Origin of the sequence: Collimonas silvisoli, assembly GCF_018305005.1 — a bacterium.
In the GTDB taxonomy this organism is placed as follows: Bacteria; Pseudomonadota; Gammaproteobacteria; order Burkholderiales; family Burkholderiaceae_D; genus Collimonas; species Collimonas silvisoli.
In genome coordinates this window covers 1-23,141 of the sequence record NZ_JAGQEG010000067.1, presented here as the reverse complement: position 1 = coordinate 23,141, position 23,141 = coordinate 1, and the positions used below count along the sequence as shown (strand labels likewise).

The 23,141-nt window shown below is 59.1% G+C and carries 23 protein-coding genes and 1 pseudogene; 8 read left to right on the top strand and 16 right to left on the bottom strand.

All coding sequences use genetic code 11. The annotated features are described in order from the left end of the window. Nucleotides 1-142 precede the first annotated feature (142 nt). The 4 genes from KHU33_RS17645 (at nucleotide 143) to tal (ending at nucleotide 4,726) form a co-directional block, all read left to right on the top strand. Nucleotides 143-1,081, top strand: a complete 939-nt coding sequence (locus tag KHU33_RS17645; RefSeq protein WP_211465272.1) for an ABC transporter substrate-binding protein — start codon at nucleotides 143-145, stop codon at nucleotides 1,079-1,081. 131 nt (nucleotides 1,082-1,212) lie between these two features. Next, on the top strand, nucleotides 1,213-2,202 hold the full coding sequence (locus KHU33_RS17640; protein ID WP_230414351.1) for a LacI family DNA-binding transcriptional regulator: 990 nt from the start codon (nucleotides 1,213-1,215) through the stop codon (nucleotides 2,200-2,202). 37 nt (nucleotides 2,203-2,239) lie between these two features. After that, on the top strand, nucleotides 2,240-3,712 hold the full coding sequence (xylB, locus tag KHU33_RS17635) for a xylulokinase (protein WP_211465295.1): 1,473 nt from the start codon (nucleotides 2,240-2,242) through the stop codon (nucleotides 3,710-3,712). A gap of 45 nt (nucleotides 3,713-3,757) precedes the next feature. Then, nucleotides 3,758-4,726: a transaldolase gene (tal, locus tag KHU33_RS17630; protein ID WP_211465268.1), complete on the top strand. Its 969-nt coding sequence runs from the start codon at nucleotides 3,758-3,760 to the stop codon at nucleotides 4,724-4,726. On the opposite strand, the gene KHU33_RS17625 is transcribed toward tal, so the two are convergent. Together KHU33_RS17625 and KHU33_RS17620 are read right to left on the bottom strand one after the other, a co-directional pair. Continuing rightward, entirely contained in the window at nucleotides 4,723-6,054 is a 1,332-nt protein-coding gene (locus tag KHU33_RS17625; RefSeq protein WP_211465266.1) for a hypothetical protein, read from the bottom strand. The two genes, tal and KHU33_RS17625, sit on opposite strands and share 4 nt — an antisense overlap. Continuing rightward, nucleotides 6,051-7,031, bottom strand: coding sequence for an ABC transporter ATP-binding protein (locus KHU33_RS17620; RefSeq protein ID WP_211465265.1), 981 nt, complete (start codon nucleotides 7,029-7,031; stop codon nucleotides 6,051-6,053). The genes KHU33_RS17625 and KHU33_RS17620 overlap by 4 nt, the downstream gene beginning before the upstream one ends. A gap of 206 nt (nucleotides 7,032-7,237) precedes the next feature. Between KHU33_RS17620 and KHU33_RS17615 the strand changes: the two genes are divergently transcribed. The 3 genes from KHU33_RS17615 to KHU33_RS17605 all read left to right on the top strand — a co-directional run bounded on the left by KHU33_RS17615 (nucleotide 7,238) and on the right by KHU33_RS17605 (nucleotide 9,011). Beyond that, entirely contained in the window at nucleotides 7,238-7,783 is a 546-nt protein-coding gene (locus tag KHU33_RS17615; protein ID WP_211465263.1) for a hypothetical protein, read from the top strand. Between the two features lie 188 nt (nucleotides 7,784-7,971). Beyond that, nucleotides 7,972-8,496, top strand: a complete 525-nt coding sequence (locus tag KHU33_RS17610) for a hypothetical protein (RefSeq protein ID WP_211465262.1) — start codon at nucleotides 7,972-7,974, stop codon at nucleotides 8,494-8,496. Beyond that, nucleotides 8,496-9,011 (top strand): hypothetical protein, encoded by a 516-nt coding sequence (locus KHU33_RS17605; RefSeq protein WP_211465293.1) that lies wholly within the window; start codon nucleotides 8,496-8,498, stop codon nucleotides 9,009-9,011. The genes KHU33_RS17610 and KHU33_RS17605 overlap by 1 nt, the downstream gene beginning before the upstream one ends. Nucleotides 9,012-9,020: 9 nt before the next feature. Here the strand turns inward: KHU33_RS17605 and KHU33_RS17600 are convergent, their stop codons facing one another. From KHU33_RS17600 to KHU33_RS17545, 12 genes are all read right to left on the bottom strand, one after another. Next, nucleotides 9,021-9,509 carry an AmiS/UreI family transporter gene (locus KHU33_RS17600; protein ID WP_211465261.1) on the bottom strand — a complete coding sequence of 163 codons (489 nt, stop codon included), beginning with the start codon at nucleotides 9,507-9,509 and terminating at the stop codon, nucleotides 9,021-9,023. 163 nt (nucleotides 9,510-9,672) lie between these two features. Next, entirely contained in the window at nucleotides 9,673-10,410 is a 738-nt protein-coding gene (locus KHU33_RS17595; RefSeq protein ID WP_230414349.1) for an ABC transporter ATP-binding protein, read from the bottom strand. After that, a complete protein-coding gene (locus KHU33_RS17590) occupies nucleotides 10,407-11,168 on the bottom strand; it encodes an ABC transporter ATP-binding protein (RefSeq protein ID WP_211465260.1) in 762 nt (253 codons plus the stop codon). Before KHU33_RS17590 ends, KHU33_RS17595 begins: the two co-directional genes overlap by 4 nt. Continuing rightward, nucleotides 11,168-12,049 (bottom strand): branched-chain amino acid ABC transporter permease, encoded by an 882-nt coding sequence (locus KHU33_RS17585; RefSeq protein ID WP_230414354.1) that lies wholly within the window; start codon nucleotides 12,047-12,049, stop codon nucleotides 11,168-11,170. Before KHU33_RS17585 ends, KHU33_RS17590 begins: the two co-directional genes overlap by 1 nt. Nucleotides 12,050-12,080: 31 nt before the next feature. Then, nucleotides 12,081-12,962 (bottom strand): branched-chain amino acid ABC transporter permease, encoded by an 882-nt coding sequence (locus KHU33_RS17580; RefSeq protein ID WP_211465259.1) that lies wholly within the window; start codon nucleotides 12,960-12,962, stop codon nucleotides 12,081-12,083. Nucleotides 12,963-13,065: 103 nt separating this feature from the next. Further along, nucleotides 13,066-14,223, bottom strand: coding sequence for an ABC transporter substrate-binding protein (locus KHU33_RS17575; RefSeq protein ID WP_211465258.1), 1,158 nt, complete (start codon nucleotides 14,221-14,223; stop codon nucleotides 13,066-13,068). 380 nt (nucleotides 14,224-14,603) lie between these two features. Continuing rightward, nucleotides 14,604-15,998 (bottom strand): argininosuccinate lyase, encoded by a 1,395-nt coding sequence (argH, locus tag KHU33_RS17570; protein WP_211465257.1) that lies wholly within the window; start codon nucleotides 15,996-15,998, stop codon nucleotides 14,604-14,606. Between the two features lie 114 nt (nucleotides 15,999-16,112). Next, nucleotides 16,113-16,838 carry an amino acid ABC transporter ATP-binding protein gene (locus KHU33_RS17565; RefSeq protein ID WP_211465255.1) on the bottom strand — a complete coding sequence of 242 codons (726 nt, stop codon included), beginning with the start codon at nucleotides 16,836-16,838 and terminating at the stop codon, nucleotides 16,113-16,115. Then, nucleotides 16,835-17,587, bottom strand: a complete 753-nt coding sequence (locus tag KHU33_RS17560) for an amino acid ABC transporter permease (protein ID WP_211465254.1) — start codon at nucleotides 17,585-17,587, stop codon at nucleotides 16,835-16,837. The genes KHU33_RS17565 and KHU33_RS17560 overlap by 4 nt, the downstream gene beginning before the upstream one ends. 37 nt (nucleotides 17,588-17,624) lie before the next feature. Then, entirely contained in the window at nucleotides 17,625-18,404 is a 780-nt protein-coding gene (locus KHU33_RS17555) for a basic amino acid ABC transporter substrate-binding protein (protein ID WP_211465252.1), read from the bottom strand. A 151-nt stretch (nucleotides 18,405-18,555) separates the two neighbouring features. Further along, the gene (rocF, locus tag KHU33_RS17550; protein ID WP_211465250.1) at nucleotides 18,556-19,467 is read right to left on the bottom strand and encodes an arginase; all 912 of its coding nucleotides are present in this window, start codon (nucleotides 19,465-19,467) and stop codon (nucleotides 18,556-18,558) included. A 44-nt stretch (nucleotides 19,468-19,511) separates the two neighbouring features. Next, entirely contained in the window at nucleotides 19,512-20,579 is a 1,068-nt protein-coding gene (locus KHU33_RS17545) for an ornithine cyclodeaminase (RefSeq protein WP_211465248.1), read from the bottom strand. Nucleotides 20,580-20,715: 136 nt separating this feature from the next. Here KHU33_RS17545 and KHU33_RS17540 point away from each other — a divergent pair, with 136 nt between their 5' ends. Then, a complete protein-coding gene (locus tag KHU33_RS17540; RefSeq protein WP_211465246.1) occupies nucleotides 20,716-21,183 on the top strand; it encodes an Lrp/AsnC family transcriptional regulator in 468 nt (155 codons plus the stop codon). A 373-nt stretch (nucleotides 21,184-21,556) separates the two neighbouring features. On the opposite strand, the gene KHU33_RS17535 is transcribed toward KHU33_RS17540, so the two are convergent. Then, nucleotides 21,557-22,585, bottom strand: coding sequence for an IS110 family RNA-guided transposase (locus KHU33_RS17535; RefSeq protein WP_211465244.1), 1,029 nt, complete (start codon nucleotides 22,583-22,585; stop codon nucleotides 21,557-21,559). Nucleotides 22,586-22,893: 308 nt separating this feature from the next. After that, a pseudogene (locus KHU33_RS17530) lies at nucleotides 22,894-23,141 on the bottom strand (alpha/beta hydrolase); the annotation flags it as partial.

Here is a 23,141-nt window from a genome sequence, read left to right as displayed (position 1 = left end):
TTTTAAGGTCAACATGGATTCCCGCTTGCGCATGAATGACGATGACGGTGACGAGGATTTTGAAGTTGATAGACCATCGGTGCGACAAGCTGGTCGTTGTACCGGGATTTTTATATGACCAGTAACAGGAGATAGGTACATCATGAAAAAAATCGCTCTCGCAGCATTGCTTCCGCTCACCTTGGCTCTGACGCTGTCAACTGCGGCCCAGGCGCGTGAATTGAAAGCGGTCGGCATCACCGTCGGTTCGCTCGGCAATCCTTATTTCGTGACGCTGGCCAACGGCGCCAAGGCCAAGGCGCAGCAAATCAATCCCGGCGTCAAGGTAACCGCAGTGTCGGCCGACTATGATCTGAGCAAGCAGTTTACGCAGATCGATAATTTCATTTCAGCCGGGGTCGATCTGATCTTGCTGAATGCTACCGATCCGGTCGCCATCGAACCGGCTATCAAGAAAGCGCAGAAAGCCGGGATTGTGGTGGTGGCGGTGGATGTCGGCGCGAAAGGCGTCGACGCCACGGTGCAGACCGATAACGAGCTGGCCGGACGCCTGGCTTGCAAATACCTGGTCGACAAACTGGGCGGCAAGGGCAATGTGATCATCCAGAACGGGCCGCAAGTGAGCGCCGTGACCGACAGGGTCAAAGGCTGCAAGACCGTGTTTGCCGCCGCGCCCGGCATCAAGGTGCTGTCCGACGATCAGGATGGCAAGGGTTCGCGCGAAGGCGGCTTGAACGCCATGCAAGGCTATTTGACGCGCTTTCCGAAAATCGACGGCCTGTTCACCATCAACGATCCGCAAGCGATCGGCAGCGATCTCGCCGCCAAGCAGTTGAAACGCAGCGGCATCATCATCACTTCGGTCGACGGCGCGCCGGATATCGAAGCTGCATTGAAGACGCCAAACTCGATCCAGGCTTCGGCCAGCCAGGACCCATGGGCGCAGGCGCAGGATGCGGTTGCCGTCGGCTATGACATACTCAACGGCAAACGTCCGGCCAAGCCGGTCATGCTACTGGAGCCGATGCTGATTACCCGCGATAATATCGCTACGTATAAAGGCTGGTCCAGCAAGCGTTAGGATTGACACGGCGGCTGCGAATATTCCTGCACATTTCCTGCAAGCGTTCCTGCGAATGCGCCGGTCAATGCGGGGTATTTGCAGCCGCCCATAGGCAGCAAGAAAAAGGGGAGTGAATACAATTGGCAACCATGGACGATGTCGCAAGAATCGCGAAGGTATCGACTTCGACGGTCTCGCATGTCTTGAACGGCACGCGCAAGGTGCGGCCGGCCACCGTGCGTGCGGTGGAGGCGGCCATCCAGGAACTCGGCTACATACCTAACACCCTGGCGCGCTCGCTGGCGCGTTCGACATCGAACACCATCGGCGTGGCGATTTCCGCGCTCTCCAATCACTATTTCAGCGAAACCGTGCACGCCATCGAAACCGAATGCGCCAAGCACGGCATCATGATGCTGTATGTCGATACCCGCGACGATCCCGAGCAGGAACTGCGCGCGGTCAAGGCGCTGCACCATCGGCGGGTAGACGGCATTTTGCTGGCGCCGTCCGCCGATCCGCACCACCTGGCGCTGGAGTATCTGCGCGCCAACGAGATTCCGGCGGTGCTGGTCGATCGGCTGGTGACGCAAGGCTTCGACCAGGTCGGCGTGGAAAACAAAAAATCGTCACAGGAGCTGGTCAGTCATCTGATCCAGCACGGACACAAACGCATCGCCCTGATTTCCGGCAGCGCCGGCCTGCCCACCACCGATGAGCGGATCGAAGGTTATCGCGCCGCATTGGACGCCGCCGGTCTGCCGTTTGATCCGGAACTGCTGGTCAGCGGCGAATCCAGCAGCGAACCGGCAAGGCTGGCAACCCGCAAGCTGTTGACGCTGGCAGCGCCGCCGACCGCCATCATGGCGGCTAATAACCTGATGACCATCGGCGCCATGCATGCCTTGCGCGACGCCAAGGTCGATGTGCCGGAACAGATCGCGCTGGTCGGTTTCGACGATTTCGACTGGGCCGATTTCTTTATCCCGCGCCTGACCGTGATGGCGCAACCGGTCAAGGAGTTGGGCATGCGCGCAGTCAAGCTGCTGATGAAACGGATTGAAACGCCGGACGGCAAAAAGCAGACCGTGCGGCTGGCGCCGACGCTGCGCATCCGTAATTCCTGCGGCTGTCTTTGATACTTCTTACTAGAAACGGATATCTATGGGTAGTCCCATTTCACTCGGGATAGATCTCGGCACCTCGGAACTGAAAGCGGTATTGCTGGATGAAAGCGGCGCGGTGCCGGCGCATGCCGGCGTCCGCCTGAGCATCTCGCGGCCGCAAGCCGGCTGGTCCGAGCAAAATCCGGAAGACTGGTGGCAGGCTTGCTTGGCGGCCCTGCACCAGTTGCGGCAGCAGCAGCCGGAGGCGTATGCCAGGGTCCGTTGCATAGGCTTGTCTGGACAGATGCATGGGGCGGTGCTGCTGGATGATGGCGACCAGCTGCTGCGCCCGGCGATACTCTGGGACGACTCGCGCGCCATGGCGCAGGCGCATGCGCTGGGCCGCCAATATCCTGCATTTGCCGACGTCACCGGCAGCTTGCCGATGGCCGGCCTGACTGCGCCCAAGCTGTTGTGGCTGCGTGAGCATGAGCCGCACATATTCAGCCGGATTTCCTGCGTCTTGTCGCCCAAGGATTACCTGCGTTTGCGGCTGACCGGCGAGCGTATCAGCGATGTCTCCGACGCCGCCGGCACGCTATGGCTGGATGTGCGCCAGCGCGGCTGGTTCGAACCCATGCTGCACGCCTGCGGGCTGACACTGAAGCAGATGCCGCGCTTGGTGGAAGGCTCGGCGGCATCGGCCGGCCTGAGTGCATCCGCAGCGTCGCTGCTGGGCATGCAGCAGCCGGTGGTGGTGGCCGGCGGTGGCGGCGATAATCCGGTATCGGCAGTTGGCATCGGCGCGATTGAGGCCGGCCAGGCCTTCGTCACCTTGGGCACCAGCGCCGCCATGGTCGCCATTACCGACCGCGTGGCCGGCATGCCGGCCAGCGTGGTGCACAGCTTTTGCCACGCGCTGCCGCAGCGCTGGTACACCATGGGTGCGATGCTGGCCGGCGCCAGCTGCCTGCGCTGGGTTACCCATTTGCTGGGCCAGGTCGATGAACAAGCCCTGTTGCAACTGGTGCAAGAAGAATTGCCGCTGACCCAGACGGCGCCTGGCGCGACGCCCTTGTTCCTGCCCTATCTGGCCGGCGAACGCACGCCGCATAACGATCCGCTGCTGCGCGGCGGCTTCATGAATCTTGCTTACGACACGACGCCGGCAATGCTCGGTTATGCGGTGCTGGAAGGAGTCGGTTTCGGCCTGCTCGATGCGATGTCCGCGGTGCAATCGGCAGGCGCAGAGGTAGGGACTTGCTTGCTGGTCGGCGGCGGCGCCCGCAGCAATTACTGGGCGCAACTGCTGGCGAATATACTCGGCCGGGAAATCTGCACCTTGTCAGGCAGCGAACTCAGCGCCTGCATCGGCGCCGCCAAACTGGGGTTCCTGGCGCATGGACGCGGCCGCGATTTGCTGGCAGTCGGCATGCCGGTAAAGGAACGTTTCGTTCCCGCTGTAGCACAACAGGAGATGCTGCAGACGCGCTATCGGAAATTCCGTGGATTGTTCACGGCGGCGCAAGCCCTGCACGATTGAACGTTTATTGAATTCTCATTGCATTTTCTACACAAAGGCATAGACATGAATCAGCTGGACCAGCTCAAGCAATATACGACGGTGGTAGCCGACACAGGAAATTTCAAGCAACTGGCGCAATTCAAGCCGCGCGACGCCACCACCAATCCATCGCTGATCTTGAAAGCGGTACAGCAAGCCGACTATGCGCCGCTGCTGGCCGAGACCGTCGCCGCCCATGCCGATAGTGCGCTGGATCAGATCGTCGATCAGGTGCTGGTGCGTTTCGGCCTGGAGATTCTGCAGGTGGTGCCGGGCCGGGTCTCGACCGAAGTCGACGCCAGGCTCAGCTTCGATACCGCCGCCACGGTGGCGCGGGCGCGCCGCATCATGGCGTTGTATGAGGCCGCCGGCATCGGCCGTGAACGGGTGCTGATCAAGATCGCCTCGACCTGGGAAGGGATCCAGGCTGCGGCCATCCTGGAGCGCGAAGGCATCCGTTGCAATCTGACCTTGCTGTTTTCATTCTGCCAGGCGATAGCCTGCGGCGCGGCCAAGGTGCGCCTGATCTCGCCGTTCGTCGGCCGCATCTACGATTGGTACAAGAAATCCGCCGGCAACGCCTGGGATGAAGCCGCCAATACGCTGTCGAACGATCCTGGCGTGAAATCGGTAGCGCAGATTTACAGTTACTACAAACGTGTTGGAATTGAAACCGAGGTGATGGGCGCCAGCTTCCGCAACGTCGGCCAGATCGCCGCGTTGGCCGGCTGCGATCTGCTCACCATCAGTCCGGAATTGCTGGCGCAGCTGCAAGCCGGCGACGCCGCCTTGCCGCGTGCGCTGGACAAGGAGGCAGCAGCCAGCGCCGATTTGCAGGAGGTACGTTACGACGAAGCAGGCTTCCGCTACGCCCTTAATGACGACGCCATGGCGACCGAAAAACTGGCGGAAGGGATACGCGGGTTTGCCGCCGATGCGATCAAGCTCGATAAGATCATCGAGGGCTTGCGGGCAGCGGCGCACACTGCTTAGTTGAACTGGCGCGGCAGGTCGTCTTTGAGAGCCTGCCGGCGCCAGCGCCAGCCCAGCAGCGCCAAAGCCAGCGCGGCGTGCAGCGCTGCTATGCCCAGCATGGCCCAGCCGCTGCCGACATGCAGCGGCATGAAAAATAGCGAGAGCGCCTTCAACCCCATCGCATTGCACAGAAACGGCAGCAAGCCGTTGATGATTGCCAGGTACAGGATGGTGGTGGCGCCGACCCGCTTGCTTGTGCCGGAAAAGGCGAAGAACAGATAGACACAGCTATCGCGCAACAGCATCAGAGCCAGCGTTGGGGCCAGGAAAGAAATTCCGACGGCTGCCGCTGATAATCTGAATGGCAATTCGAATGGCAAGGCTTGGCCGGCGTTGAGTTGCAGCAGTAACGCGAAGCAAAACCCCAGTATCAGCGTGGTCGTCCAGATCGGCAAATTCCAGAACATGCCGCGCCAGTTCCCGGCTTTTACTCGGGCCGCGATGCGTTGCCAGAGCGCGATATCGTTCTTTTCCGAGAATAGGGCCGCATAAGTCATGGCGACTGCCAGCAACAGGGCTATCCATAGCAACCCGGCGCCGTCGCTAAAGCCGGCGACGTAAGCTGCCAACAGGCAGCAAGCCAGCGGCCAGGCCCAGGGGACGGTAGCGATTTGCAAGGCGCTGCTCATGCTGCGCCAAGCAGCAAAAACGGCGATGGCGGCGAAGAAAACCGTGCTGGCCGCCAGAAACGACCGGTAGTAGAACATGTGACCCCACCAGACGATGGAACTATCGATTTCGGAACGGAAGGGCGATGAAAACACGAAGACGATCAGCAGCACCACCCAGGTGACGCCGCCGCGCTGCACGGCGCGCATGTCGCTACGCATCAGATGCAGGTTCAGGGCCATCGTCGCCGCATGCATCAGGATGCCCAGCGCCGCTAACGTCAAGCCGTCGGCCAAGATCATGCTGCGCTCGCGCGCCAGCGCGGCAATCACGAACGCCAGCAAACACAAAACGCCGCCATACCAGTTGAAGGCCGTGGCGCCGAACAGCTTGCCCCAGGTCATGGTCCAGGGATTGAGCGCGCTCATGCGTTGCTGATCCCAGGTCTTGTCGCGGATTTCTTCGATCACGGCGTTGCCGGCGTTACGGGTGCCCCACAGGCCGACAATGCCGATGAACAGGATCACGGCCACGCTGTCCTGCGCCACAGCGCCGGGGAAATTATTGTTGGCGATGCTGAGCGTGAAAAAAATCAATCCCAATATGGCGGGCATGGCGATCAGGCGATGCAGGGAGAATTGCAGCCACAGGTTGCGTTTGAATTCAGGATTGATCACGATGCGCTCCTGCCGTTGGATGGGGTGTGTTGTCCGTTTTGCCCGCTTTGGCCATTTTCATAGCTGGCGACCGAGCGCAGATAGGATTGCTGCAGGTTTTCCTTTTGATCGGTGAAACTGCTGATCGCCAGGCCGCCGCCGATCAGGCGCGCCAGCAATGCGGCCTGGGCATGTTCGTCGCCGCTGAAGACGACATCGGCGCTGCGCTCATCGCTGGCGCTGATCTGCAATGCCGGTTCGGCCGCCAGTTGCGCCTGCAAGCCGGGATTGGCTTGCGCCAGGGTGATCCGCAACGACTTGCGCGGAGCGAGTGCCGTGCTGCCGTGATCCAGTGCGCGATATTCCAGCACTTTGCCGTCGCGCAGAGCCAGCATGTGGCTTGAATACTCATCCAGTTCTGCCAGGATATGCGACGACACCAGCAGCGTCATGCCTTGCGCCTGCAACTGGCGGAACAGACCGGCCAGGCTGGCGCGCGCTTCCGGATCGAGGCCGGAGGCCGGTTCGTCCAGCAGCAGGAGTTTCGGTGCGTGAATGATGGCCTGGCCGATCGCTACCCGCTGGCGCAAACCGCGCGAGAGCTTGTCGCAAGTCTGCTGCAGGCGTTCTGTCAGCCCCAGTTGGCGGGCGGTGGTTTGTATCGCTTGCGGCATGGCCGGCGCCGGCAAGCCTTGCGCTGCGGCGGCGTATTCAAAACATCGGGCCACCGTCAATTCCTGATACAAGCCATAAAAATCGGACAGGTAGCCCATGATCCGGTGCACTTCACGCGGCTGTTCCAGCACATCCAGACCGGCCACGCTGATCGAACCGGAGAGCGGCGTTTCGAGGCCGGCGATGCAACGCATCAAGGTGGTTTTGCCGGCGCCGTTGGAGCCGACCAGCGCAGTCACGCTGCCGGCCTCGACGTGCAGGCTGACCTGATGCAAGGCGCGGTGACCGGGGTAGTCGAAGGTAAGGCCAGAGATTTTTATCATGGGAGTCCGGAGCGCGCGATAGCAATGTGAGTTGCTAATAATAATGCAATGAATAGAGCAACGCGGGGAAGAATGCGTGCGAAATCCGCAAATTGCGGGCGGCAACATTGTGTATCGGTGCGCGGGCGGCTGTTACCAAATGATTCACCTGCTTCGCGGGGACCGCAATTCCGGTTAAATAGCCGCTTTGTTTACTGGAGATTGTTATGCGCCCTGAGCAGTTGTTGTCCGCTTTAAAGCTGGGTTCACTCGCCGCCTTATTCAGCCTGGGCCTGGCGTCGTCGCTGCAGGCGGCGCCGGTGATGGATTTTCGTAGCGAGGATGTGCTGCCGGCAGCGAACGGGGTGAAGGACGAATTGCATCTGAACCCGAATCAGCAAACCTTGTGGCGTCAGCTGGAAACCAAGACTCGCACTATTCTCGCCGACCGTGAAAAGCGCCAGCGCGATCTGCAAGCCGGCATGACAAAAGGCTTGAACGATCCAGTCATCGATTTGCGGCAGTTGGCGGCGGCGCTCGATACGGAATCGGGACTGGCGCTTCAGGACGGCCGCCAGCTGCGCGAGCTCTGGCTGACCATGAACGATGCGCTGGATGATCGGCAGCGGCAGGCGTTGCGGCTGTTCCTGGCGGATCGGCTGCAACGCGTCGATCAAGCCTCTTGCGAGCGCAGTCCGGCGGAAAACAAGGACAAGCCTGCTGGCAAGGGGCGCGGTAAAGGCATGGGTGGCATGGGCGGTAGTCCGATGTAATACTGATGCTGATTTTTCAGCGCACTTTCCATGCAGCGCCGATTTAACAAGAATTTGCAATTCGCCACTTTATCCATCGAACTGAATCGAAGTTTCCTCCTCTAAAATGCTGGCAGCGGGTTTGGCCGATCTTTGGCTGATGTCTGTCGATGTCTTTTTGATCGGCGCCTCATATATTGGATTCGGTAATGCAGTTAAAGCAGATAAGCGGTGTGCTGGTGTGGTGCGGCGTGTTGGGATTGAGCGCTTGCAGTTCGGTGGTGACCGAGGGCAGTTCCGCCGCGGCCGGGGTTGCCGGTACTGCGCTGGCGGGCAAGGTCACTAATAACGCCGCGGTGGCAACCGGCATCGGCCTTGGAGTGCAAGCTGCAGCGCGTGCGGGGGTGCAATATGAACAGCGCAAGGTGCACGGCGAGGAGCAGGATGTCATCGCCAAAGCGGCCGGCAGCCTCGCTGTCGGCGCGGTCGCCAACTGGCAGATCAAGCACTCGCTGCCGATTGAAGATAATGAACGCGGCCGGGTCACCGTCAGCCGGGTCATCAGCAGCCAGGGCATGAGCTGCAAGGAAATCGTGTTTTCCATCGACGGCCTGGTCGATCAAGCCAGCAAGCCTACCAGTGAATTTTACGTGGCAACCATATGCCAGTCGGGTGCCGCCTGGAAGTGGGCCTCTGCCGAACCCGCCACCGAGCGCTGGGGAGCGCTGCAGTGATGCGGCGAGATGGATTCCAGCGCAGCGCGATTGGCGGCGTCTGCCTGCTGATGGCGGCGGTAGCGTTAAGCGGCTGTAACAGCATCGGCGGGTTTGCCGGTGCGGCGGCCGGCGTCGCCAGCGGCGCCGTTACCTCCAATCCCGCAGTCGGCTACGCCATCGGCATAGGGGTGCAAGCCGCTACCGACGCCACCACCAAATATATATTCCGCAACTGGCAGAAAGCCGAGCAGGATGAAATCGCCGCCATCGTCGGCCAGCTCGATGTGGGGCAGTCGCGGCGCTGGGCAATCGTCCATCAGATCGGCTACGGCAACGAACATGGAGAAGTGCGCGTCACGCGCCTGATCGATACTCCGCTGGCGCTGTGCAAGGAAGTGATATTGTCGGTCGATACGGGGGAGGGCGCGCAGTCGAATCGCGCCTGGTATACCGCCAGCGCTTGCCGCAGCGACGATGTGTGGAAATGGGCGGTGGCGGAGCCGGCGGTGGAGCGCTGGGGCAGCCTGCAGTGATTGCGGCTTTTACCAGCGGCCGGCCAGCATCAGAAAACCCGGAATCCAGCAAGAGACAATTCCGATTATCGCGGTAATGACACCCAATGAGCGAATGGTTTTTTGAAGCGCCAGCGCCAGAAAAAACAAGAACCAAAGTGCGCCCCAGGTCAGCCACATCATGGTCGAACGCATATCCTGGCTGATCGCCAGCCATGCCATCGGCAAGGTATTGATGGCGACGAACAGGCAATACCAGCCAAGTCCTTTGCCGTTCATGCCTTTCCATTGCACCACCGCCAGATACAGATAAGTGAAAGCAAACAGCAAGCCCGCCGCCACGCTGAGGTAGCCGGCATTGTCAGTGCTGCGGACCAAACCTAGCAAGCTGATGAACAGTGCAAGCGTGCCAACCAGAAAATTGAAGACAGCGTTTTCACGCGCCTCGATCCGGCCGGTCAGGCCGACGCCATTGACGACCAGCACTGCGCCGATGAACAGTAGAGCAATGCCCAACATGGTTTATTTCTTTCTGCAAGACTAGCTATGATTTTTATCGGCATGGCCGAACTTGCAGGGAAGATACTCGCTTCACCTATGCACAGGTATGCCGGAATTGAATAAGGCCAATATGCATATTGGCCTTGAATTTGAGCGCTACATGGTTTTAATGCAGAGCATCTCAACCACCCAGATACGCTTCCAGCACCTTAGGATTATTCAGCAGATTGCTGCCGCTATCGGCCAGCACAATCTTGCCGGTTTCCAGCACATAGCCGCGCTGGGCGATCCGCAACGCCTGGCGGACGTTTTGTTCCACCAGCAGAATCGTCAGGCCGGTGCGGTTGATTTCCTGGACGATGCGGAAAATCTCTTGCACCAGCAGCGGCGCTAGCCCCATCGACGGTTCGTCCAGCAGCAGCACGCGCGGCTTGGCCATCAGGGCGCGGCCGATGGCCAGCATCTGCTGTTCGCCGCCGGACAGGTTGCCGGCCAAACCGTCCTTGCGCCGTTGCAGCACCGGGAACAGGGAATAGACCCAGTCCAGATCCTTGGCGATCTGCGTTTTGTCCTTGCGGGTGTAGGCGCCCAGCGCCAGGTTTTCGGCGATGCTCAAGGTGGTCAGCGTGGCGCGGCCTTCGGCAACTTGCACGACGCCGCTCTGGACGATCTTGTGCGGCGACAGCTTGGTCAGGTCCTGGCGCTCGAACAGCACCTGCCCGCGAGTTGGCTTGAGCAAGCCGGAGATGGCCAGCAGGGCGGTGCTTTTGCCGGCGCCGTTGGCGCCCACCAGCGCTGTGATCTGACCTTCATTGAGCGCCAGGTCTATGCCTTTGACCGCTTCGATATGGCCGTATGAAACCGCCAGGTCCTGCACTTGCAGAATCGGTGTCCGGTTCATGTTGACTTCGCTATTCATTCTGCGTCTTCCTTACCCAGATAGGCTTCAATCACTTCCTGGTTATTCTTGATCTGGTCGGGGCTGCCTTCGGCGATGATGCGGCCGAAGTTGAGCACCGCGATGCGGTCGCACAGACCCATCACGAAACGCATATCGTGTTCGATCATGAAGATGCTGAAACCGCGTTGCTTGATATTCAGGATTTCTGTCATCAGCTCGGTTTTTTCGGCCGGGTTCATGCCGGCCACCGGCTCGTCGAGCAGCAACAGCTTGGGTTTGGTTGCCAGCGCCCGGGCGAATTCCAGCTTGCGCTGCTCGCCGTAGGACAGGCTATCGGCCAGCATCTGCGCCTTATGGTCCAGGCGCACCCATGACAGCAATTCCAGTGCGCGTTCGCGGGCCTGGGCTTCGATCTTGCGGAAACCGCCGAGATTGAACAGCAAGCTGCCAAAGCCGTAGTGCATATGGTCATGCATGCCGACCACGACGTTTTCCAGCAAGGTCATTTCCTTGAACACGCGGATGTTCTGGAAGGTGCGGGCGATGCCGCGTTCGGTAATCTTGTGCGGCGCCACCTTGCCGATATCCTGGCCGTCGAATTCGATGCCGCCGCCGGATGCGCGCAGCAGGCCGGTGATCAGGTTGAAGACGGTGGTCTTGCCGGCGCCGTTAGGGCCGATCAAACCGAAGATGCCGCCTTGCGGGACGTTGAAATTGACGTCTTGCAGAACCTGCAGGCCGCCGAAGTTCTTGCTGATGTTCTTGAGTTGCAACATTAATTATTTCCTCCAGCCTGCGGCTTGCGCTGGGAGTGTGCTCGAACCCATGTCCGGATCCGGCGCGGATCCCAGATGCCCTTCGGCAGATACAGGATCACCAATACCAGGATCAGACCGTTGACCACCGAACGATAACTGTTGAAATCGCGCAGCGCTTCCGGCAGCAGCGTCAGTATCATGCCGCCCAGGGTCGGGCCGATCAGGGTGCTGGAGCCGCCGAACACCGCCATGGTCAGGATCTCGACGGCGTTTTCGAAAGCGTAGTTGCCGGGGCCGATGGTGAAGGTGTAGTGCGCATTGAGGCCGCCGGCCACGCCGGCGATGGCGGCGCCGATGACGAAAGCCAGCAGTTTGTAGCCCGCCACATTGATGCCCATCAGGCGCGCCGCCACTTCATCTTCCTTGATGGCTTCGAAGGCGCGGCCGATTTTCGAGCGGCGGATGCGCGCCAGGATGTACAGCGTAAGCGCCAGCAGCAGCACGATGTGCCACCATTCGGTTTTCAAGGGAATGCCGTTCAAGCCGAGCGGGCCGCCGGTGATATCCATGTTCAGCACAATGACCCGCACCACCTCGCCGAAACCCAGGGTTGCCATCGCCAGATAGACGCCGGACAGACGCAAGGTCGGAATGCCGATGATCAGCGCCACCAGCGCCGGCAGCGCGCCGCCGATCGCCAGCGCGGCCGGGAACGGCAGGCCGGTCTGCATGCTGATCAGCGCTGCGGTATAAGCGCCGATGCCCATGAACGCCGCATTGGCCAGCGACAGCAAGCCGCACGACAGGGTGATATAAATCGACAGCGCCAGCATGGCGTTGACGCCGAGGCTGAAAATCACGGTGTTATAGGTCGACCAGAAACTATCCCACCAATCCATGAAGCCCATGCTTGTAATCAATTCAATCATCTCAAGCCTTCCTTTCCAGCACTTTGCCGAACATGCCGGAAGGCTTGACCAATAAAATCAGGAACAGCAAACCGAAGCCCACCGCGTCGCGGAAATCGCTGGAAATATAGGCCACCGTCAGCACTTCGGCAAAGCCGAGGAACAGGCCGGCGATCATGGCGCCGCGGATGTCGCCCATGCCGCCCAGGATGATGACGGCGATGCCTTTGTGCAGCATCGGTTGCCCCATGAACGGCGTAATCGCGTTGAACGACAGGCCGACCAGCACGCCGGCAGCGCCGCCCAGGGCGGCAGCGGCGAACGAGGTCAGGTAGAACAAGCCTTCGACATTGATGCCGAGCAGGTAAGCCGCTTTCGGCGATTCGGCGATGGCGCGCAAGGCGCGCCCGAGCTGGGTGCGGCGCATCACCGCCAGCAGCACCAGCATCAGGATGAAGGAAATCAGGACAATGCCGATTTGCACCGCAGTGACGTGCAGATGGCCCCAGTTGTAGCTGTCTTCCGGAATCGTGCCGACCGGGAAGCGCTTGTTTTCAGCGCCGAACAAACCTTGCGCCAGGCTGGTGAGGATGGTGGCGACGCCGATGGTGGCGATCATCGGCGCCAGATGCGGCGCGTTGCGCGCGCGCAGCGGCTTCAGCACCAGGTAATCGACCAGCAAGCCGATCAGGCCCGACACCAGCATGGCGGCCAGCATCGCCAGCCAGAGCGGCAGCGCCAGGTGTTCAACCAGCAGCAACGCGGCGTAGCTGCCCAGCATGAAGATGGCGCCGTGCGATAAATTGATCACGCCCAGCACGCCGAAGACCAGCGTGAAGCCCAGGGCAAACAGCGCATACACGCTGCCCAAGGAGAGGGCGTTGATGAGTTGTTGTTCAAGCATGGAGGTTTTTTCTTCTTTAAATCAGCCGCAAAAATAGTTAAGTGGGGTCAGAGTAACTCGTCGCGCTACGGCGACTCATAAACTCTGTCCCCTATTAACTGGATTACTTCAGCAACACAAACTTGCCACCCTTGGCAATATTCACAATCGCGTCCTGCTGCGCATCGTAACCAACTTCCTTGCCGGTCACCGGCGGCGCTTTGCGGAACGCAAACTTGCCAGTTGCGCCTTCAATCGTTACCGCAGGCAGGGCCTGTTGCAAGGCAATCCGGTCCTTGTCGAGCGCACCGCTCAGCTTGACGTTCTTCAAAGCGGCGGCCACCACGTGCAGGGCGTCGTAGGCTTGCGCGGCGAATTGATCCGGATCGCTGCCGAACTTGGCTTTATACGCTGCTATGAAGGCCTTGTTGGCCGGTGTCAGGTTTTCCGACGACCATGGGCTACCCATGATGGTGTCGTCGCCGGCGCCTTTGGCGATATCAAACAGCTTCGGCGAGTTCAGGCCGTTGCCGCCGATGAACGGTTGTTTCATGCCCAGCGCGCGGGTTTGCAGGATGATGTTGGCCGCTTCTTCGGTCAGGCAGGAGCAGACGATCGCATCCGGATTGCTGGCCTTGATCTTGGTTAGCTGCGCCTTGAAGTCGACGTCGCCCTTGGCATACGCTTCGGTGGTGGTGACCGGGATTTTCTGGTTCGCCAGGGTCGCCTTGAACACGTCGTAGCCGCTCTTGGTGAAAGCGTCGTCGTTACCGTAGATGATGGCGACTTTCTTGAGGCCGAAATGCTTGACCGCAGCGCGTGTGGTAACCGGCAGGACGTCGGCTTCCATTACGGAGTTGCGGAAGGTGAACGGGCCCATGGCAGTGATGCCGTCGGCGGTGTTGCTGGTGCCGAAAGCCACCACTTTGGCGGCATTGGCGATCGGGTCGGCGGCAAACGCCGAGTTGGACAGGGTAGGGCCGAATACCAGCAGAGCCTTGTCCTTGAAGATCAGTTTCTTGAAGACGTTGATGGCTTCTTCTTTCTTGCCTTGTTCGTCTTCGATGATCAGTTGCAGCTTGTTGCCGTTGACGCCGCCGGCAGCGTTGACTTCATCGGCCGCCAGCGAAAAGCCGTTCTTGATGGCGACGCCGTATTTTGCCGCAGGCCCGGTTAATGCGGCAGCCAGACCGAGCTTGACGTCGGCGGCGTGCGCGGCGCTGCCCAGACCGGCGGCAAGCATTAGTAAAGGAAGTGTTTTAAAGACTGCTTTGATTCCCATTTCTATATCCTCCAAGAGACCGTTTTTTGAGCGATTTCCTACATCATCAGATATGCAGCGACGTATTGACGCGACTGCGGCCAAAGGCATTATGAAGTAAGAAATCAGCTAGCGTTTTTATTTTGGTGCACGCTGGGTGGGCGCACCAAAAGTGAACAAAGTATAAGGGATTTTCGGTCTGAAATTCCTGGCGCGCCCACTACTCACAGGCCAGGTAAAGCGGATGTTTTACGCGGGGATGTTGCGACTGTTGGTCGATTATGGAGAGGTATTGCGCGGTTTTTGGCAATTATACCCGGCGTTCTGGCTTTGCGCTGCCGACCTTATGCCGATTCTGCATGGTGGAAAGCATTGCGCTTCCCACCGTCTTGAGGTTTGAATCAGGCCAGTTGCTGCCGCAAATGCTGGATCGCCAGGCGCACCTGGCGCGGTGCGGTGCCGCCGATATGATCGCGGGCCGCCACCGAACCTTCGAGCGTCAGCACCAGGAAAATATCGTCGTCGATCAAGGGCGAGAATGCGCGCAGCTGGTCCAGCGACAAATCGCTGAGGTCGCAAGCCTGGTCGACGCAGCTGCGCACGGCGTGCGCCACGGCTTCGTGGGCGTCGCGGAAGGGCAGACCTTTCTTGACCAGGTAATCGGCCAGATCGGTCGCGGTGGCGTAGCCTTGCAGGGCGGCGGCGCGCATCGCTTCCGGCTTGACCGTGATGCCGCGCGCCATGTCGGCGAAGATGCGCAGCGTATCGGTCAAGGTATCGACGGTGTCGAACAAGGGTTCCTTGTCTTCCTGGTTGTCCTTGTTGTAGGCCAGCGGCTGGCCTTTCATCAGGGTCAGCAGGGCGATCAGATGGCCGTTGACGCGGCCGGTCTTGCCGCGCGCCAGTTCCGGCACGTCGGGGTTTTTCTTTTGCGGCATGATCGAGGAGCCGGTGCAGAAACGGTCGGCGATGTCGATGAAGCCGATCCGTGGGCTCATCCAGATCACCAGTTCTTCCGACATGCGCGAGATGTGGGTCATCACCAGCGCGGCGGCGGCGCAGAATTCAATCGCGAAGTCGCGGTCCGAAACCGCATCCAGCGAGTTGCGGCAGACGTCGTCGAAGCCGAGGGTGGTCGCCACGCGCTGGCGGTCAATCGGGAAGGTGGTGCCGGCCAGGGCGGCGGCGCCCAGCGGCAGGCGGTTGATGCGCTTGCGGCAATCCTGCATGCGTTCGGCGTCGCGGCCGAACATCTCCACATACGCCAAGACGTGATGGCCGAAAGTGATCGGCTGCGCGACTTGCATGTGGGTGAAGCCGGGCAGGATGGTGTCGGCGTGTTGCTCCGCCAGATCCAGCAGCGCCAGGCGCAGTTCGCGCAGCAAGCCGCTGATGTCGTCGATGGCGCCGCGCAGATAGAGGCGGATGTCTGTTGCGACCTGATCGTTGCGCGAGCGGCCGGTATGCAGCCGTTTTCCGGCGTCGCCGACCAGTTCGGTCAGGCGTTTTTCGATGTTCAGGTGGACATCTTCCAGATCCAGCAGCCATTCGAACTTGCCGCCGGCGATTTCGCTTTGGATCTGGCTCATGCCTTGCTGGATCGCCGCGTAATCTTCAGCGCTGATGATTTTTTGATATGCCAGCATCTCGGCATGGGCCAGCGAGCCTTGGATGTCGACTGCGGCCAGGCGTTTGTCGAAAAAGACCGAGGCGGTGTAGCGTTTGACCAGATCGGAGACCGGTTCGGAAAAACGAGCCGACCAGGCTTCGCCTTTTTTGGAGAGTTGTGCTGTCATGATTGAGTATTGAACCGGGGATTGAATCGTGGGTTGGGCATCAGTGAAAATAAGCGAAAAATGCCGTCGCTGCTGTCCGCATGCGCAGCGACGGCGAACATCCATCTACAGGAACTACAGGAGCACCTTGCGCAGAAAGTCGCGCGTGCGTTCATTGCGCGGCTCGCCCAATACCTGCTGCGGCGGCCCTTGTTCCATGATGACGCCCTGATCGATGAAGAATACGCGGTCGGACACATCGCGCGCGAAACCCATCTCGTGCGTGACCACCACCATCGTCATTCCCTCTCCAGCCAGCGCCTTCATCACCGTCAATACTTCGCCCACCAGTTCCGGATCGAGCGCCGAGGTCGGTTCGTCGAACAGCATGACCTTGGGTTCCATCGCCAGCGCCCGCGCAATCGCCACACGCTGTTGCTGGCCGCCGGACAGCTGGTTCGGAAACGCATCGATCTTTTCCAGCAGGCCAACCTTCAGCAGCAGCTTTTCCGCCACCAGCGTCGCATCCTTGCGTGACATCTTCTTGACCTGCATCGGCGCCATGATCAGATTTTCCAGCACCGACATGTGCGGAAACAGGTTGAAGCGCTGGAATACCATGCCGACGCCGGCCCGCATCGCATTCAGGTCGATGGCGGGATCGTTGACCTTGACGCCGTCGACCAGGATTTCACCGCCGGACGCTTCTTCCAGACCGTTCAGGCAACGCAGGAAAGTGCTCTTGCCCGACCCCGACGGACCGATCACGCACACCACTTCGCTTTCTGCGATATCGCAATCGATGCCGCGCAGGATGTGCGCGTTGCCGTAATTTTTTTGCAGTTGTTTAACGTGTATCACCGTGCGTCACCCTTGCCATATCTTTTCTCAAGATGCTCGACGAACGCCGACAGAAGCAAGGTGATGCCCCAATAAATCAGCGAAATCGTCAAATACGGCTCCCAATAGCGCGCATAGGCGCCGGAGACCGTGCGTGCGGCGTAAGCCAGTTCAGCCAGGCCGATGGCCGAGGCCAGCGACGAATCCTTGACGATGGCGATCGCGTTGTTGCCCAGCGGCGGCAGCATGCGCCGGAACGCCTGCGGCAACACCACCTTGCGCAAGGTCTGCAGATAGTTCATCCCCAACGAACGCGACGCTTCGCTTTGGCCGCGATCGATCGACTGGATGCCGGCCCGGAAAATTTCCGATACGTAGGCGCCGGAATTGAGCGAAATCGCCAGCACCGCCGACAGGAAAGCGCCGTATTGCGAACGGATCTCCCGCGCCAGGTCGCCGCTGACGATCCAGCCGCCGCTCGGATTGATCAATAACGGCATCAAAGCGAAATGGATCAGCAGGATTTGCACGAACAGCGGCGTGCCGCGAAAAAAGCTGACATAGAAACGCACCGGCAGCTGCACCGCGTAACGCAGGAAATATTTATAAAACCCATGCCGCGCTTCGGCCAGACGGCCGACGCCCAGCACCAGACCCAGCAAGGTGCCGGCGATCACGCAAATGACCGCAGCCTTCAGCGTCATCCAGGTACCTTCGAGGAACAAAGGCAGGTACTCGTCAATGATTTGCCAGTGGAATGAAGAAAGCATAATGTAATCCGTGTAGAGAAATCAGATCTTGCGCGGATTATTGCAACGGCAGCGTTGGCACATTATCGTCAAACCACTCCTTGTAGATCTTGGCGTAAGAGCCGTCGGCAACGATTTTCTTCAGACCGGCGTTGATCTTGTCGAGCAGCGCCTTGTTACCCTTTTGCACCGCCATACCGAAATACTGGCGCGTAAACTTGTTGTCGCCGACCACCTTGAATTTCTTTTCCGGATGGCTCTTGATGTAGAACTTGATCACGCCGACATCGCCGACCGCCGCATCGACGCCGCCGCGATACAGTTCCTCCAGCATCAGCGGCGTATTGTCGAAGCGGTGAATCGCCACATTGTTCTTGCCGATCTCTTCCGAGACGACGATGTCGCCGGTGCTGGAATTGACCACGCCGACCTGCAGTTTCTTCAAATCGGCCAAGCCGCTCACCTTCGGCCCGTCGCCGACGATGATTACTTGGTCGGCAGGGAAATACGGCAGGGAAAAATCGACCATCTCCTTGCGCTTGTCGGTAATCGTGATGCCGGAAATCAGGATGTCGCGGTCGCCCTGGTTGACGGTGGCGAAGATGCCTTCCCAAGGCGTGCTGACCAGCTTGATGTTGAAGCCGGAAGCCTTGCTGACTGCCTTGATGATGTCGATGTCGAAGCCGACCAGCTCCTTCTTCGCTGTCTCGAATTCGAACGGGCGGTAGGTGCCGCCGGCGCCGACGACATAGGTTTGATCGGCGGCGTGCGCCGCAACGGCTGGCAACGCAAAGGCCAGAACGCTGCTGGCAAGCAAGGCAAATTTCTTGAACGACATGGTGCTTCTCCCGGGTTGATGAAATGTGCTAAATGTTTTAATTAGATGTGTATATCGCGTGTGACTATCGGGTGTGACTATATTACGCAGTTGATGAATCGAAAAAAATCGGGCGCTTCGTGCTTGTCGTCGGATAAGCCTGCCAATCGATTCAGCCGCGGATCAGGGTCGATTTGCCGAACAGGCTTTCGACCAGTTCCACCACCAGTTCAGCGGTCTGGTTGCGCACATCGCATGCCGGATTCAATTCCATGATGTCGAGCGACGCCAGGCGTCCGGTATCGGCGATCATTTCCATGCACAACTGGGTTTCGCGATAGGTCGGGCCGCCGGGTACCGCCGTGCCGACGCCAGGCGCAAACGATGGGTCGAGAAAATCGATGTCGAAGCTTACGTGCAGATGGGTATGTTCGTCGATTTGCGCCAGCGCCTGCTCCATCGTAAGGCGCATGCCGTGTTCGTCGATGTAGCGCATGTCGAACACCTTCAAGCCCAGCTCGTGCATATGTTGCTTTTCTTCACGGTCGACACTGCGTATGCCGATTTGCCGTATCACTTCCGGCTCCAGTGCCGGCACCTGGCCGCCGATGCTGACCAGTTGCTGCGGGCCGCGCCCCAACAGGCAGGCTACCGGCATGCCGTGGATGTTGCCGGTCGGCGTCGAGGCGCTGGTATTGGCGTCGCCATGTGCATCCAGCCACAGCACGATCAGTTTCTTGCCGGTCTCCCGGCAATGCTGGGCCACCGCGGCGATCGAGCCGATTGCCAGCGCATGGTCGCCGCCCAGCAAGACCGGCAGCTGGCTGTCGCGCAGGGAACTCAGCACCGCCTCATGGATGCTGCGGTTCCATGCGCTGACCTCGGCCAGATGGCGAAAGCCGTCGACCGGCGGCAGTTGCGGATTGGCCGGGCCGCTCAGGTTGCCTGCATCGTTGACCTGCAAGCCGTGCTGCTGCAGCGCCTGCTGCAGGTTCGCCACTCTCATGGCTTCCGGTCCCATCGAGGCGCCGCGCCGGCTGGCGCCGATGTCGCTCGGGGCGCCGATCAATCTGATTGTCTTCATCAAAATCCCATGCTTAATCGTTTTTCTTGATACTTGTTGCCTGGTCAGGCGAGCACCACGTCTATCGCCGACCGGCTCGGTTGCACCGGAATCCCTGCGATTGCCGCGCCATACAAATCTTTCGGATCGGCCAGTTGCGGGATCAGATCGATCGTTTGTACGTAGTCATCGCCCAATTGTTGGTCAAGATACCGCAATGCGGAAAAATCTTCCAGCGCAAAACCGACAGAATCGAACACGGTGACTTCTTCGGCCGAGTCGCGGCCACTAGCGGCGCCGGACAAGACTTGCCAGAATTCCGTCACCGGGAAATCCGCCGGCATCTGCTGCAACTCACCCTCGATGCGCGATTGCGGCTCAAATTCGACAATCACGCGCGCCATCTTCAAGACATCCTGGTGCAACTCCGTTTTACCCGGGCAATCCCCGCCCACCGCGTTCAAATGCATGCCGGGTTCAATCATGTCCGACGTCAGGATCACCGCGTTACGTTTGTCGGCCGTCACGGTTGTGACGATATCGGCGCCACGCACCGCTTTGGCAATGCTGTTGGCGCGGACAATCCGCAAGCCGCTATCAGCATAGGCGGCCAGATTGTGGCACAGCTTTTGCGTGGCGGACGGATCTACATCGAATACGCGCAATTCATTGATGCCGAGCAAGCGGTGGAAGGCGATTGCCTGGAATTCGCTTTGCGCGCCGTTGCCGATCAGCGCCATCGAGCGGCTGTCTTTGCGCGCCATATGACGTGCTGCCAGCAGCGAAGTCGCTGCGGTGCGCAACGCGGTGGTCAGTGTCAATTCGCTAAGCAGGTGCGGATAACCGGTGTTGACGTCGGCCAGTACGCCGAAAGCGGTGACGGTCATCAAGCCATCGTTGGTGTTTTGCGGATGGCCGTTGACGTATTTGAAGGAATATAGATTGCCGTCGGAAATCGGCATCAGCTCGATTACGCCGACCGCGGAATGGCTGGCCAGCCGCGCAGTTTTTTCAAAATGCGACCAGCGCAGGTAATCCTCCTCGATATAAGCCGCGATGGACTCGATGACGTGCTCGACAGGATTGCTGGCGAGAAAGGTTTGCAGTTCGTGAATTCCGATGTATTTGACCATGATCGATAGTGCTTGAGGTAGCCTTGGTTGATTTCGATGCAGGAAATTTTACATATAAATACTAGAAATATGCGTTCGTTATTGTGTAGATTAGATGGGAAATACGCAGCTTTATTGCATGGAAATGGAAAACATCATGGATAAGATCGATAAAAAAATTCTCGAATTGCTGCAAGAAGACGGCCGGACCAGCAATGTCGAGCTCGGTGAAAGCATTCATCTTTCGGCGCCGCAATGCTTGCGCAGGGTCAGGGCGTTGGAAGAGCAGGGGGTAATTCGCCGTTATGCGGCGCTGGTGGCGCCGTCGGCAGTCGGCTTGGGCGTGGTGGCTTTCGTCGCGTTGTCGCTGGATCGCGATCAGTTCAAGCAGGTGCGCGAAGTCGAGAAAGTAATCAAAGCCTTTCCGGAGATCATCGAATGCTTCACGATTTCAGGCGACTTCGACTATATGCTCAAAGTGGTCTCGCACGACTTGAAAAGCCTGTCGCATTTCCTGACCGACAGATTGATGCAGGTGCCGGGCGTGGCCGGCGTGCGCTCTATGATTTGCCTGGAAGAAGTCAAACCGCTGTCGAGCTTGCCGATTGAGATGGAGTATCTTTGATGCAAAGCAGCGCCGGTGCGTGCTGATGACTGCTTCGATTTATATGGATGGCTGGAAGCATTGGGCTTCCAGCCATTTTGATGCTTGGATTAACTGTACTAGCTCTATATGAACGCCTCCCGTTTGCAAGGCTCTCTTGTGTGCTGATGAACAGGATGGGCTGCAGTTCTATATCCGGCCTTGTTGCAGCCTGATACACTGCGGGCCTCGATGAAATCCGCTGACTCACACCTCATTCAGACTACGAGCTTTAAGCTCTGAGCTAATATCAGGTTTAGCGAGTCCCGGTCCGACCTGTTTTGTCATCACATTCAATTACCTACGCAACCTTTTGACGTGTAAAAATTGAATCTTCTATGTAATCAAAAACCAATCAGGCTGGTTTAAGGCTCACGTAATCCTTCTGGTACTGCCTGTCATGTGCCAACATGGCCCATATCGTTCTGGCCGTTTTGTTGGCCATCGCCACCGCGACTACGTTCGAAGGTCGCCGTTTCTGTATTTGTGCAACCCATGCTCCCGATTCCTTCGCATGACACAGCACGCTGCGCGCGCCTTGGATTAGTAGCATTCGTAAATACGTGTCGCCACGCTTGCTGATACCCAGTAATCTCACCTTGCCGCTAGTGCCGATCTGTCCGGGCACCAACCCGAGCCAGGCGGCAAACTCACGCCCTGACTTGAATGTGTTGGCGTCGCCCATCGTCGCCACCGCGGCCGTGGCCGTCAGCAAGCCCACACCGGGAATCTGGGCAATCATTTTGCTGGCCCTGTCTTGCTTCATCCATGCCAGCAGTCGTTTCTCAATCTGCGCGATCTGTTCGTCGAGTTTGCCCAGCATGTCCCACTGCTCACGCAACGTATCAATCAACACCGCTGGCAAGCGTTCCGCCAGCCGCGCCAACGCATCCTTCATGCCTCTATTTAGCGCCGCACGTCCAACCGCCATGACTTCACCGTATTCCGTCAGCAAGCCACGCAAGCCATTACTTTGCATCGTGCGAAACTTCACCAATTGCTGCCGCATCCGGTGTAATGCCAGCACCGCCTGCTGTGCTTCGGTCTTGACCGCTACCGCTCGCACGCCTGGCTGTTGCACTGCCAGCCAGATTGCGCGCGCATCGGCGACGTCATTTTTGTTGCCGCTCACGAAGGCCTTGACGGCCTTGCCCGGCATCAACTTGACCTCGTGCCCCATCTCCAGCAAGCGCCGCGCCCAGGGCTGCGACCCGCCGCAGGCTTCCATGCCAACCAGGCACGGCGCCAGGTTCGCAAAGTACTCCAGAAACCTGGCTCGCTTGAGCTGCTTGCTGAACACTTCACCTGTCTCTGTATCCACCCAATGCACCTGAAATACCTGTTGGGCGGTATCCACGCCAACCACGGTTTTGGTAGAATTCATGACGGATCCTCCGGTTTGCCTGTGAAGATTTCATTCTTCCCCTTTTGGCACTTCGATGCCGTCGGCCCGTGAGGATCCGCCTCCCTTATCCAACTCCCCCTTGCCAGCAGGGTTATCCACGGCATCGCTCGCCGCACCCTCTACAGTGCAAGAGCGGGCGGCGCGGTGGGTAACTCGGCACGGCTCGCTTGCATCAGGAGGGAGGCGTTCATTTCATTCAGACCTGACCAAGCATTCGCTGGAAGACGTCTCGTCCGGAAACGACCCTGAACTGCCGTTCACACCTCGAGACAGCGGACACTCAAGGTCTAGTTAGCCAGACTTGTCCTGGCGTGATTACGATCCCTTTCCGCACCTACCACGCGATTGATAAATGTAACAGTCTCCGTTCGACAATCCTTTGCTTCAGCAAGGTAGTCAACGAACGGAAAATTATGTGGCACGTCATGCCATACCGTCAGGGCAACATCACAGCCAGCTGCCTTTGCACGCTCCACAGCTCTAAGGCTGTCGTCTAATATAATTTCAGTATCAGATACGTGAAAATGCATCGGCG